Origin of the sequence: Methylococcus mesophilus (assembly GCF_026247885.1) — a bacterium.
Taxonomy (GTDB): Bacteria; Pseudomonadota; Gammaproteobacteria; order Methylococcales; family Methylococcaceae; genus Methylococcus; species Methylococcus mesophilus.
In genome coordinates, this window is record NZ_CP110921.1 from 3,318,541 (window position 1) to 3,331,623 (window position 13,083).

General features: G+C 64.1%; 11 protein-coding genes. 6 read left to right on the forward strand and 5 right to left on the reverse strand.

Annotated elements, in window-relative coordinates; all coding sequences use genetic code 11:
* Positions 1–110: 110 nt before the first annotated feature.
* Complete coding sequence (gene yihA / locus OOT43_RS15810; protein ID WP_266021530.1) at positions 111–743, reverse strand: ribosome biogenesis GTP-binding protein YihA/YsxC; 633 nt, start codon at positions 741–743, stop codon at positions 111–113.
* A gap of 165 nt (positions 744–908) precedes the next feature.
* On the opposite strand from yihA, the gene OOT43_RS15815 reads away from it, so the two are divergent.
* The 3 genes from OOT43_RS15815 (at position 909) to OOT43_RS15825 (ending at position 3,138) form a co-directional block, all read left to right on the forward strand.
* On the forward strand, positions 909–1,526 hold the full coding sequence (locus OOT43_RS15815; RefSeq protein WP_266021531.1) for a c-type cytochrome: 618 nt from the start codon (positions 909–911) through the stop codon (positions 1,524–1,526).
* A gap of 89 nt (positions 1,527–1,615) precedes the next feature.
* Positions 1,616–2,278, forward strand: a complete 663-nt coding sequence (locus tag OOT43_RS15820; RefSeq protein WP_317134006.1) for a thiol:disulfide interchange protein DsbA/DsbL — start codon at positions 1,616–1,618, stop codon at positions 2,276–2,278.
* An 11-nt stretch (positions 2,279–2,289) separates the two neighbouring features.
* On the forward strand, positions 2,290–3,138 hold the full coding sequence (locus OOT43_RS15825) for an endonuclease/exonuclease/phosphatase family protein (protein WP_266021532.1): 849 nt from the start codon (positions 2,290–2,292) through the stop codon (positions 3,136–3,138).
* A gap of 8 nt (positions 3,139–3,146) precedes the next feature.
* On the opposite strand, the gene OOT43_RS15830 is transcribed toward OOT43_RS15825, so the two are convergent.
* Positions 3,147–5,501, reverse strand: a complete 2,355-nt coding sequence (locus OOT43_RS15830) for a Lon protease family protein (RefSeq protein ID WP_266021533.1) — start codon at positions 5,499–5,501, stop codon at positions 3,147–3,149.
* A 30-nt stretch (positions 5,502–5,531) separates the two neighbouring features.
* Complete coding sequence (locus tag OOT43_RS15835) at positions 5,532–5,939, reverse strand: hypothetical protein (protein ID WP_266021534.1); 408 nt, start codon at positions 5,937–5,939, stop codon at positions 5,532–5,534.
* Between the two features lie 281 nt (positions 5,940–6,220).
* Between OOT43_RS15835 and gap the strand changes: the two genes are divergently transcribed.
* Entirely contained in the window at positions 6,221–7,231 is a 1,011-nt protein-coding gene (gene gap, locus OOT43_RS15840) for a type I glyceraldehyde-3-phosphate dehydrogenase (RefSeq protein ID WP_266021536.1), read from the forward strand.
* Positions 7,232–7,237: 6 nt separating this feature from the next.
* Complete coding sequence (gene pyk / locus OOT43_RS15845) at positions 7,238–8,704, forward strand: pyruvate kinase (RefSeq protein ID WP_266021538.1); 1,467 nt, start codon at positions 7,238–7,240, stop codon at positions 8,702–8,704.
* A gap of 12 nt (positions 8,705–8,716) precedes the next feature.
* On the opposite strand, the gene OOT43_RS15850 is transcribed toward pyk, so the two are convergent.
* A complete protein-coding gene (locus tag OOT43_RS15850) occupies positions 8,717–9,307 on the reverse strand; it encodes an HNH endonuclease (protein WP_266021539.1) in 591 nt (196 codons plus the stop codon).
* A 349-nt stretch (positions 9,308–9,656) separates the two neighbouring features.
* On the opposite strand from OOT43_RS15850, the gene OOT43_RS15855 reads away from it, so the two are divergent.
* Complete coding sequence (locus OOT43_RS15855) at positions 9,657–11,873, forward strand: primosomal protein N' (protein ID WP_266021540.1); 2,217 nt, start codon at positions 9,657–9,659, stop codon at positions 11,871–11,873.
* On the opposite strand, the gene OOT43_RS15860 is transcribed toward OOT43_RS15855, so the two are convergent.
* Positions 11,867–13,027 (reverse strand): type III PLP-dependent enzyme domain-containing protein, encoded by a 1,161-nt coding sequence (locus OOT43_RS15860; protein WP_266021541.1) that lies wholly within the window; start codon positions 13,025–13,027, stop codon positions 11,867–11,869. The two genes, OOT43_RS15855 and OOT43_RS15860, sit on opposite strands and share 7 nt — an antisense overlap.
* Between the last annotated feature and the right edge of the window lie 56 nt (positions 13,028–13,083).

The window sequence follows — 13,083 nt, forward strand, 5'->3', positions numbered from 1 at the left end:
CAAGTCGTCTGGATTCGACGCGCAATCTACTCATCGTCTCCCTTGTGAGTAGCCTATGCAACCCCGGCTCCCCCTAGCCGGGCAATCACGCCCTCCGGAGCGTCCCCCCTCTAGGCTCCGGAGGCTTTTTCTTTGTCCTCCGGGGGCAGGGCAAGCCATTTGCCCAATACTTCCCAGGCTTCCTCGGTGCCGGTTTTCTTGAGAGAGGAAAAAAGCTGAACGCTGAAATCCGGTGCACCGTAGCTCGCAAGCCGGGTTTTCGCCAGGAGCCAAGTGTTCCTCGCCGCTCCCCGGCTCAGCTTGTCGCTCTTCGTCAGCGCCACATGCAGGGCGATGCTCCGGTGGGCGCACCATTCGATCATGATTTCGTCCATCTCGGTGAACGGGTGGCGGATGTCCATCAGCAGGAACACGCCGCGCAGCGATTCCCGGTAGCGGAGATACCGCTCCAGCGCCGCTTCCCAGCGCCGGTGAATTTCGCCGGGCACCTTGGCGTAGCCGTAGCCGGGCAGATCGACCAGCCGCCGCTCGTCGTCGATGGTGAAGAAGTTGATCATCTGGGTTCGGCCCGGCGTCTTGCTGACCCGAGCCAGCCGGCCGATGTTGGCGAGAGTGTTGATCGCACTGGATTTGCCGGCATTCGAGCGTCCGGCGAACGCGACTTCGTAGCCCTGGTCGGGCGGGGCGTCCTTCAGTTCCAGGATGCTGCGCAGATAGCGTATGGATACGGGGGGAATTTTCACGAGGGGTGGGAGGATCGTTGCAATGCAATGACGACATTCTACACTGCGGTCCCCGTCCGGGATGCTCGGTGTTGACTTTTCAGGGCGATCCCTATTTGATTCGCGTGTTTTGTCATGAGTACGGTCGGCCGACCATGGCCCGCTATTTTTTGAGATAATTCGCTGATGAAAACAATGACGATCAAGGCGCTGGCGTTCAGTTTCGGCCTGGTGACGCTGGGGGCGGGGCCCTGGGCGCACGCGGAGGGAAATCCCACTGCGGGCAAGAAGAAGGCCGAGACCTGCTCGGGCTGCCACGGCGAGGACGGCAACAGCAATGCGCCGATTTTTCCCAAACTCGCCGGCCAGCATGCCGCCTATCTGACCAAGCAGTTGCAGGAGTTCAGATCCCAGAGCCGGGGCGAATCCACCATGGCGGCCATTGCCGAGCCGCTGAGCGACGAGGACATCGCCGACCTCAGCGCTTGGTTCGCCAAGGGCTCCGTGCACATCGAAGAGGAAGAGGGCGACTATTCCGCCGGCGAGCGCCTTTACCGCGGCGGGGACTTGGCGAAGGGCATTCCCGCTTGTTCGGCTTGCCATGGTCCGCATGGCGAGGGTAATGGGGAAGCCGGTTTCCCGGCAGTGCGGGGCCAGTATTCGGCCTATGCTGCCAAGGCCTTGCGCGAGTTCAAGGCCGGCGAACGGCGCAACGACCGCAACCAGATGATGCGCGACATCGCGGCGAAACTGAGCGAAGAGGACATCGGCGCGGTTTCGGATTTCGTTTCGGTTCTGAAATGATCCGCGGGCCCGGCGGTGCCGGGCCTTTTCAAGACTTATCGATCGTATGAGCTTCGGGCCGCGGCGCGGACCGATTCGGAGGAGAATTCGTGAATACAGGCATCCACATGTTACGCACCGGTTTGGGACTGGCGTTTCTGGCTCTGTTTTCCTCATTGCTGTCTGCGGCCCCCGCGGAAACCAAGGAATACGCCGCGGGCAAGGACTACGAGGTGATCAATCCTCCCCAGCCGACCTCGGACCCGTCCAAGGTGGAAGTCCTCGAATTCTTCTGGTACGGCTGCCCCCATTGCTTCCACTTCGAGCCGGACTTGAACGCCTGGCTGAAGACCAAGCCGGACAACGTGGCTTTCGTCCGCCAGCCGGCGGTTTTCAACGAGCGCTGGGCGGCGCACGCCAAGATGTTCTACACGGCGGAAGCATTGGGTGTCCTGGACAAGCTGCATCCGCAGTTCTACGAGGCCATCCAGGTCAAGAAGCTGGCGCTGGCCAGCGAAGAGGAACAGGCCAAATTCTTCGCCGACAATGGTGTTGCCAAGGATGCCTTCCAGAAGGCCTACAAGTCGTTCGCGGTGGATGCCAAGATGCGCCAGGCCGAGGGCATGGGAGCGCGCTACGGCATCAGCGGCACGCCGACGCTGGTGGTGAACGGCAAGTACCGCGTGTCCGGTTCGCTCGCCAAGTCCTACCCCAATATGATCGCCATCACCAACTACCTGATCGCCAAAGAAAGCGGCAAGCCGGCGAAATAAGGGAGATGTCCATGGGGGGGGCTCTGGCAGTCCGGGAACGCGTCGGGGATGCGCTTCCCGAACCGGCGAACGCGGATACGGCGCCGGTCGTGCTCCGTCTGGCCAGCTTCAATATCCAGACCGGAATTTCCACTTCCAGCTACCGCGATTACATCACGGGAGGCTGGCGGCACGTGTGGCCATCGACCAAGCGCCTGCCGAACCTGAACCGCATCGCCCAGCTCCTCAAGCCGTTCGACATCGCCGGTCTGCAGGAGGTGGACGGGGGCGGAATGCGCAGCCACAACATCGTCCAGACCCAGTACCTGGCCGAGCATGCGGGTTTCGCCTACTGGCACAACCAGGTCAACCGCCGGATCGGCAATCTGGCGCTGCACAGCAACGGCCTGCTCAGCCGGATCCGTCCCGACTTCGTTCATGACTATCCGCTTCCGGGTATGCCGGGGCGCGGCGCTCTGCTGGCCCGTTTCGGCCGTGATCCCCGCAATGCGCTGTACGTCTGCGTGGCGCATCTGGCCTTGAGCCGCCGGGCGCGCCTCAAGCAGCTGCGCTTCATCAGCGATCTCATCGGCCATCTGCCTTACGTGGTGATGATGGGAGACCTCAACTGCGAGCCGAATACCCCGGAACTCGACCTGCTGCTGGAGGCGACCCATCTGAACGACCCGGTCTGCCGCCTGAAGACCTTTCCGAGCTGGCGGCCGCACAAGATGCTCGATCACATCCTGGTCACACCTTCGTTGAGCGTCAACCGGCTGGAAGTGATCGATTTCGCCTGCTCCGACCATCTGCCGGTGTCGATGGAAGTGGTGCTGCCGGACGCACTGGCGCATATCCGCGAGGCGAGGCAGGCAGCCTGAGGCTGCGCTCAGGCCTTCTTTTCCGAATAGTCGGCAAAGGCTTTGAGGCGGGAAACGGCCAGCCGGTTCACCGTGCGCGCCGCCTTTCCGGTCATCAGCTCGAGGGCTTCGTCCGCGGTATGAACCGCGTAAACCGCGAATTTTCCCTCGCTCACAGCTTCGGCCACCTCGGTCTTCAGCATCAGATTACGGATGTTCCCGGCCGGGATGATGACCCCCTGTCCTGCGGCGAAGCCGCGCGCCCGGCATAGCCGGAAAAAGCCCTCGATCTTCTCGTTGACGCCGCCCACGGCCTGCACATCGCCGTGCTGGTTCATCGAGCCGGTGACCGCCAGACTCTGCCGGATCGGGATGCCCGTCAGGGCCGACACCAGGGCGCAGAACTCCCCGAGCGATGCGCTGTCTCCGTCGATGTAACCGTAGGACTGTTCGATGGCGAGGTGAGCCGAGAGCGCAAGCGGGAAGTCGCGGGCATAGCGGAAGGCCAGATAGCCGGAGAGGATCAGGACGCCCTTGGAATGGATGGCCTGGCCCAGTTCGGCCTCGCGTTCGATGTCCACCACGCCGCGCTCGCCGGGCGAGACCGTGGCGGTGATGCGGGCCGGTGTGGCGAAGCAGGTTTCGCCCGCTTCCAGCACGGTGAGGCCGTTGACGCAACCGGCCTTCTCCCCCTCCGTGGCGATGAGCAGGACGCCTTCCATCACGTCATCCAGCAGTTCCTGGTTCAGCCGGTCCAGGCGCCGTTCGCGCGCAGCCAGCGCCCGGCAGACATGGTCGGCCCGGGTCGTCTCGGCGCCGTCCCGAAGCCGTTCCAGGTCGGCTTCGGCGAGAACTTCGCAGATATCGCCGATGCGCGCCGACACCCGGCTCTGGTGTTCGGCCAGACGGGCGCCGTATTCCAGCAGCGCGGCGATGCCGCAGGCGGAAACGTCGCCGTGCCCGGCCTGCGCCGCTTGGCTCTTGATCAGACGGGCGAAGTCCAGCATCGACTCCGGCGTGAGGGGGAAGTGATCGTCGAAGTCTACGGGGAGCCGGAACAGCTCCTTGAAATCGGGGTCGGCCGCTTCCAGCAGGTAATACAGATCCCTCGACCCTACCAGCACCAGCTTGACCGAGAGCGGAATGGGCGCGGGCAGCAGCGTCTGTGTCCTGGCACCGCCGACCGCATCGGCCGGGAGCGGCTCGATGCAGAGCTGGCCGGTCTTGAGCGCCCGCTTGAGCGCTGGCCAAGCCTCGGCATCGCCGACCAGTTGTTCGGCTTCCACGATCAGGCAACCGCCGTTGGCCTGATGCAGGAGGCCGGGAAAGATCAGCCGCGCATGGGCGCGTGAGGCTTCCTGTTCGCCGGGCGGTTCGATCCGGCCGAACAGGTTGGGATAGCTCGGGTTGGGGGCGAACAGCACCGGCGCTCCGCCTTGGCGGTCGTGGCTGACCAGGAGGCAGGGGGCATAGCGGTCCAGCAACTGATTGCGGCGGTTCGCCTCCTCGCGTGCGTCCTGGCTGCGGTCGTCGAGCAGGTATTCCGCCACGGTGCGGTCCAGATGCTCGCCCAGGACGGCGATATGAGCGGTCAGGGCCGCGCAGCCGGTATAGGGCGCGCTCAGGCGCGCCAGCAAAGGCGCCGCCGCCTGTTCGATCGTCTCCCGGTTCAGCGCCCGCAGCGATTCGGTGGCCTCCCGCTTCCACTGGGGGAGTTCCAGCAGGGCCTCGTGCAGGTCGTCCTCGAGTTCCCGAACCTGACCGTGGAACTCCGCTTTCTTTGCCTCCGGGAGGGCGGCGAAAGCCGCTTCGTCGAGCGGTGCGTCGTCCCCCCTCGGCGTGAAGGAGATGTCGTCGCCGTCGCGGAACAGCAGAATGCCCCGCTGCTCCGCCTTCCTCCCCACCGCCTCCACGGCGGCGTCGAAGCGCCGGGAAAATTCCCGGTCGATCGCCGTCCGGCGTCGCTGGTAGGCCGGGTTGTCGAATGCCGCCGGAAAGGTTGCCAGCAAGCTGTCGACGAAGGTTTCGACGTCGGCGGCGAAGCGGCGACCCGTGCCGGCGGGAAGGGAAATGGCGATCGGTTCGCGCGGATTGTCGAACCGGTTGAGGTACAGCCAGTCACTGGGGGCGGGCTGTCCGGCAGCCCGGCGTTCGAGCAGCCGTTTCACCAGCGACAGGCGGCCGGTGCCTGGATCGCCCATGACATAGAGATTGTAGCCGGGGCGGCGCATGGCCAGGCCGACGTCGATGGCTTCCTGCGCCCGCTGCTGGCCCAGGATGTGGTCGAGCGGCTCCAGTTCGGCGGTTGAAGCGAAGGGCAGGTCGGCCGGCGAAATGACGGTTTTCAGGGCAGCGGCGGGTAATGAGGTCGGCGGTCTGGACATGGATGTCGGCTGGGGGCGCGGTCGGCTGAATCAGCGGTGCGTGGCTATGGCCACGACTTCCGCGTCTCCGAGCCCTTTGTCGTCCCGGCTTTTCAGGTGGGCCAGCGCGCGCTGGAATTCACTCTGCAGGCGCGGGAGGACTTGGAGCGACTCGGCCGTGTAGTACACCACCTCGAAGGGCACCGGAGCGTCCAGGCTGCTCCGACGGCCGGGACGGAACGCTTGCCAGGCCATCTGGATGTGGCGGGGGCCGGCGCCGTCGACGAACACGATCTCGAGGTCGTCGGCCACGGCCAAATAAAGCATGCTTCGGATAGGGACGAACAGCGGATCGGGGCGGCGGCGTCCGAGCAGAACCCGGCTGAGGTTGTACGTCGCTCCGCCGAGCAGGCGCGCCTCGCGTCTGAGTTCGCGCGAACGATAGAAGGTTTCCTGCATCTGGACCGGCGCCGCTTGCTTGTTCTTGGATTAAGCTATCAGCCTTGGCGCGCGGAGGGCAAGAACTGGACGCTCGGCCCGGCGCTTTGCTATATTGGCCGCGCTTTGTTTTGGCAGATTCCCCGGAGAATGCTCGATTCTCCCTCGCTGAGGCCCACAGCTGTCAGGCCGGGACGGCCTCGAACGCTCTCCCCACTCCACTCCGCCGGCCGCCAAGGGTTCGAGGGCTCTCGCGCATAACGACAATTCCTCATTTTTTCAGCAAATTCTGGAGCAGGGCAATGACGATTAAGATTGCAATCAATGGATATGGGCGTATCGGCCGCAACATCCTGCGGGCGATTTACGAAGCCGGGCGCAAGGATGTTGAGATCGTCGCCATCAACGACCTGGGCGATGCCCAGATCAACGCCCACCTCACCCGCCACGACACCGTGCACGGCCCGTTCCGGGGAACCGTGGAGGTCGGCGAGGGCGAAATCGTAGTCAACGGCGACCGCATCAAGGTTTTCTCCGAGAAGGATCCTTCCAAGCTGCCCTGGGGCGCACTGGGTGTGGACGTCGTGCATGAATGCACCGGGGTGTTCCGCACCAAGGCCAAATGCCAGCCGCATCTCGATGCCGGCGCCAAGAAGGTGATCATTTCGGCTCCGGCCGACAAGAACGAGTGCGACGCGACCATCGTTTACGGAGTCAATGATCACACGCTGAAGGCCGTCCATACCGTCATTTCCAATGCTTCCTGCACCACCAACTGCCTGGCTCCGCTGGTCAAGCCGCTGATGGAAAAGATCGGTATCGTGTCCGGCCTGATGACCACCGTGCATTCCTACACCAACGATCAGGTGCTCACCGACGTCTATCACAAGGATCTGTACCGGGCGCGGGCGGCGGCCCTGAACATGATCCCGACCAAGACCGGCGCGGCGCAGGCCGTGGGTCTGGTCCTGCCGGAGCTGGACGGCAAGCTGTCCGGTTTTGCCATCCGTGTGCCGACTGCCAACGTATCGGTTGTGGACTTGACCTTCATAGCGGCCCGGGAGACCGGCAAGGACGAAATCAACGCCGTCCTCAAGGCCGCGTCGGAAAACGAGCTGAAGGGGATCCTCGCCTACAACGACCAGCCGCTGGTCTCCAGCGATTTCAACCATACGACGACATCGTCCAATTTCGATTCCACCCAGACCAAGGTGGTCGGCAATCTGGTGAAAGTGCTGAGCTGGTACGACAATGAGTGGGGTTTCAGCAACCGCATGCTGGATACCACGGTCGCCCTGATGAATGCCAGCTAGCGCCCGATGAAAACCAACATTCGCCGCACCAAGATCATCGCTACGCTGGGGCCGGCTTCCGAGTCCCCGGAGATGCTCGAGAAGATACTGAAGGCCGGCGCCGACGTGGTCCGGCTGAATTTCTCCCATGGCACGGCGGAGGAGCACCGCGCCCGCGCCGAGCGGGTGCGGGAAATCAGCCGGCGCATGCAGCGCTATGTCGCCATCCTGGCCGACCTGCAGGGCCCCAAGATCCGCATCGCCCGCTTCAAGGACGATCGCAAGATCGTGCTGGAGGAGGGCCGGCCTTTTGATCTGGACACCGCGTTTCCACCGGATCAGGGCGATGAAACTCAGGTCGGCTGCGCTTACGAGGCCTTGCCGGCGGATGTCGAGGCCGGCGACACGCTGCTGCTCAATGACGGCCTGATCGAGCTGAAGGTCAAGGCGGTCGAAGGGACCCGGGTCAAATGCGTCGTCAGCGTGGGCGGCGTGTTGTCCAACCACAAAGGCATCAACAAGCTGGGCGGCGGGTTGTCGGCCCCTGCCCTGACCGAGAAGGACAAGGCGGACCTGATCACCGCCGTGAGCATCGGTGCCGATTATCTGGCGATCTCCTTTCCGCGCTCGAAGGAGGACATGCTGGAAGCCCGCGAGCTGTTGCACCGGGCCGGCGGCAACATGGGGCTGGTGGCCAAGATCGAGCGCGCGGAGGCGATCAGGGACGGGGTGATCGAAGGCATCATTGACGCCTCCGATGCCATTATGGTGGCGCGCGGGGATCTGGGCGTGGAAATCGGCGATGCCCGCCTGCCGCATGAACAGAAGAAACTGATCAGCTTGGCGCGCACCCGCAACAAAGTCGTCATCACCGCCACCCAGATGATGGAGTCGATGATCGAGAACCCCCAGCCGACCCGGGCAGAAGTGTCCGATGTCGCCAATGCGGTGATCGATGGCACCGATGCCGTCATGCTGTCCGCCGAAACCGCGGCGGGCAAATTTCCGGACCGCACCGTGGCGGCCATGGTGCGGGTTTGCAAGGAAGCGGAAAAATATCCGCGGACGCGCCAATCGAGCCACCGGATGGACGAGAAATTCCACCGCATCGACGAAGCCATCGCGATGTCGGCGATGTACATCGCCAATCATCTGCCGGTCAGGGCCATCGGCGCGCTGACGGAATCGGGGTCGACGCCCTTGTGGATGTCGCGCATCAGTTCCGGCATCCCCATCTTCGCCCTGACGCCGCACGAGAGTGTGTGCCGGCGCGTGACGCTGTTCCGGGGGGTTTATCCGATCTTTTTCGACGAGAAGGATATTTCGGATCACCATGTACTCAACCGGGCGATCGCCGAAGAGTTTCTCAAGCGCAACCTGGTGAAGATGGACGATCTGGTGATTCTGACCAAGGGCGATCTGACCGGCCGCACCGGCGGCACCAACGCCCTGAAGATATCGCGGATCAGCGACGTGATCGCCGCCGCGCCTTAGACGGGAGTTTTTTCAGCTCGCCCGTTCGTGCAACGGGCTCTTGCGGGGGAAGTGAGCCTTGAGAAATTCCATCTGGTCGGCGAGTACGCGGCGGCCCTGCAGATAGATGTATTCGGCGTGAGTCGGCATGAAGGGGATGGCGAGCAGCTGCATCTTCGCCTCCTCCGGCGTCCTGCCCGCCTTGTGGTTGTTGCAGCGCTTGCAGGCGGTTACGACGTTGTTCCAGGTGTCCGAGCCGCCGCGGCTGGTGGGCTGGATATGGTCTCGCGACAATTCGCTGTGGCGGAAGTTGTTGCCGCAATAGAGGCAGATGTGGCCATCGCGGCGGAACAGGGCGGCGTTATTGAGCGGCGGCACATAGCTCAGATCGATCTTGTAGCCGCTGTTGGCATGGCCGAAGGTGGCTACGATCGAATTCACCTCGATCCGGCTGCGTTGCCCCGTCCTGGCGTTGACGCCTCCCCGTAGCCGGAACAGAATGCTACCGCAACCGTAGGCGACCTGTTCCAGATAATAGAGCTTGGCGGCTTCCTGATAGCCTATCCATTCGAGCGGCATTCCCGAGGCATCCGTGCGCAATACCTGAAGGTGGCGATGATGCATGGTTTCTCCTGCGGCTGAGGTATTTTCAAAAATTGTTCATGAATCTTGACAAATCGGGTCCAAAACGGGGTCTTTCTGCAATGACTTATGCACAGTGTACAGAAATGCCCGGCGAAGTTGAAACTGCCCTGCCAAACGATTCGGCCAGTTCGCGGGCGATTGGTCTAACTTATTGTTTTTACGCCGGCTATGTCTGGCTGGTCAAGACCTCGACAGTTTGACCGTAGCCCAGAAAAAATGCGGGCTCGCGGACTTATCCTGGCGTCGATGCACAGACTTTTCCACAGGATTTGTGGATAAGTTCGTTTCGTCGCCGAACTACGCGTGGGTTCAAGCGTAACGGCGGATTATGACGATCAGCCGCACGGAAAAAGTTGTCAGGGTTGCCGTTCCCATTCCGGCGTACCGATGTTTCGACTACCTTCCTCCATCGGGTGTCGGCCTCTCGGAATTGCTCCCCGGTATCCGCCTGCGCGTCCCTTTCGGTAACCGGACCCGCGTGGGCTATCTCATAGCCGTCGCGGAAACTCCCGACTGCGACGTCGAGCGGCTGCGCGCGGCCGAGGCGGTTCTGGACGACAAGCCGCTGCTGTCCGAGACCGATGTGAAGCTGTTGCAATGGGCGGCGCGCTATTACCACCATCCGCTGGGGGAGGTTTTTCAGCTCGCGTTCCCCGTGCATCTGCGGGAAGGGCGTTCGGCGGAAGTCGCCCGCCCTCGGGGATTAGCCCTCACGCCGGCCGGCGCCGCCCTCGATTCGCCGGCGTTGAAGCGCGCTCCCTCTCAGCGGCGGCTGCTCGAAACCTTGCGCGGCGCGGAGAATCCATTACCGGCATCCCGATTGGCGGAGACAGGGAGCTCGGCCCGCGCGGCCCAGGATGCCGCCCGGCGTCTGGTCGAGCGCGGTTGGGCCGAATGGGTGGATTTGCGGGACGGAAGGATTCCCGCCGCCGTTCGGCCGCCGTTGCCGCTCAATGTGGCCCAGCTCGCGGCAGTCGACGCGGTTTCGGCACACCTGGGCCGTTACGGCGCCTTCCTGCTCGAAGGGGTGACCGGCAGCGGCAAGACCGAGGTCTATCTCGAAGTGATCCGGCGGGTCATCGGTCGCGGCGAGCAGGCGCTGATCCTGGTGCCCGAGATCAGCCTCACCCCGCAACTCGAGCAGAGGCTGCGCGAGCGGATCGAGGCGCCGCTGGCCGTGTTCCATTCCGGGTTGAACGAGACGGAGCGCACCGCCGCCTGGCTGGGTTTTCAGCAGGGCGACCTCCGGGTGCTGCTCGGCACCCGTTCCGCCGTGTTCGTGCCTATGCGCAGGCCGGGAGTCATCATCCTGGACGAGGAGCACGACCGCTCTTTCAAGCAGCAGGAAGGATTCCGCTTTTCGGCGCGGGATGTAGCGGTGATGCGTGCACGCATGGCGGATATCCCCTTGGTCGCGGGATCGGCTACGCCTTCGCTGGAGTCGATCCGCAATGTCCAGCGCGGGCGCTATGCCCGCTTGAGCCTGCCGGCGCGGGCCGGCGTTGCCGTGGAGCCGCGCTACCGTTTGCTCGACATCCGCTCGCGCCGCTTGCAAGAAGGACTGTCCGAAGCCTTGATCGCGGCGATCCGTGAAACCCTGGCCGAGGGCGGGCAGGTGCTACTGTTCCTCAACCGCCGGGGGTTCGCGCCGGCGCTGATCTGTCACGGCTGCGGATGGGTCGCGCAATGCCGGCGCTGCGATGCCAACCTGGTGCTGCATGCCCGCGAGGCCCGGCTGCGCTGCCATCACTGCGCCGCCGAGCATGGCCTGCCGGCGGGCTGTCCGGCCTGCGGACAGGAAGACTTGCGTCCGTTGGGAATCGGTACCGAAAGGGTCGACCAGGCTTTGCAGCGACTGTTCCCGGAGGTCGGCGTGGCGCGGATCGACCGCGACAGCACCCGAGGGCGCCACAGTCTGGCGCGGATACTCGACCGGGTGCACCGAGGCGAAGTGCGGATACTGCTGGGGACCCAGATGCTGGCCAAGGGACATCATTTCCCCGGCGTGACTCTGGTCGGAATCCTCGATGTGGACGCGGGCTTTTACAGCACCGATTTCCGCGCCGCCGAGCATACCGCCCAGCTGATCGTGCAGGTGGCCGGACGTGCCGGTCGGGGCGAAAAGCCCGGCACGGTGCTGCTCCAGACCCGGCATCCGGATCATCCATTGCTTCAGCGGCTGCTGCGCGAAGGTTATCCCGGCTTCGCCGCCGCGGAGCTCGCCGAGCGCGAGTCGGCCTGCCTGCCGCCCTTCGGATATCAGGCTCTGTGGCGGGCGGAGTCTAAAGAGCTCGCGCTGTCGATGGACTTCCTCGCGCGCCTGCGCGAAGAGGCCGATGGAACGAATGGCGCGGTGCATTGGCTCGGGCCGGCGCCCGCGCCGATGCCGAAGCAGGCCGGGCGCTACCGGGCTCAGCTTTGGCTCAAGAGCGCCCGGCGCGAGGTTCTGCACGCCAGCTTGACCGATGCCCTGGCCCGGCTGCAGGAAACGCCGGAGCGGCGCGTGCGCTGGTCGCTGGACGTCGACCCGGTGGACTTTTACTGAGCGGCAGGCTCCCCCGCCCATTGCCTCCGGAAGTCTTCGTAGCCATAGCTTTGTTCGAGGTGCAATGCTTCCCCGTCCCAGCGGTAGATCGAAGGCAGGTTGTGGCCGTTGAAGCGGTTGGCCTTGATCAGGGTGTAGGCTCCGACATCCTCGAAGACCAGACGGTCGCCCACCCGGGGGGGCGACGGGAGGGCGTACTCGCCGAACAGGTCTCCCGCCAGGCAGGTGCCGCCGGCCAGGATCGCGTTTTCTCCCCCTTCCTCGCAGGTCTCGGCCAAGCGGGGGCTGCGCTGGTATTCGAAGACCTCCGGATGGTGGTTGATACTGGTGTCCAGGACGGCCACCGTCTTTCCCGCGCTGTCGAACACGTCGAGGACGCTGGTGACCAGATAGCCGGCAGGCCCTGTCACCGCTTTGCCCGGCTCGAAATAGACCTCCAAGCCGTAATTGCGATGCAGCCGGGCGGAAAGGCCGGCCAGGCGTTCCCGGTCCGTGCGCCGGTCCAACCGGTAGCCGCCGCCGAAATTGATCCATTGCAGCCGCCCCAGATGATCGCCCAACTGCGCTTCCAGCTCGGCCAAGGTTTCGGCTAACGGTTCGAAACTGGGCGTGTCGAAGACCGTATGGAAATGCAGGCCTCGCAGCCTCTTGCCGAGTCCGGCCAGGGCGGGTTTGAGCCGGTCGAGCGGAACCCCGAGTTTCGAGTGGGGGCGGCAGGGGTCGTAACGGGGGTCGGGGGCGAAGGACCGCTGCGGATTCACCCGCAGTCCCACGCTGGCCGTGCCTTCCGTTCGGGCCGACCAGCGGTCGAACTGTTCCAGCGAGTTGAAGCTCACGAAATCGCAGAGCCTGCCGATTTCATCGATCTCGCCGGGCCTGAATCCCGGCGTCGTGATGTGCAGGCTGCCCGGCCCTGCCAGCGCCTCGGCGCAGAGCCTCGCCTCGAACAGCGAGCTGGCCGAAAAGCCGTCGACGCGTGGCGCGATCCGCCGCAACAGAGGCAGGAATGGAAACGATTTGACCGAATAAAGCAGCTTGGGGCCGGCCTCTCCGGTCGCTTCTTTGAAGCGCGAAAGGGTTCGGTCGATGGCGGTCTGGTCGTAGACGAAAGCCGGGGTGTCCGGCAAGAGGCGCTTCAGGGTTCCGGTCAACATGGCAAATCCACTTGGGGCGCGCAAGGATAAAGAATCCGCGGAGTCCTGGCCAGACG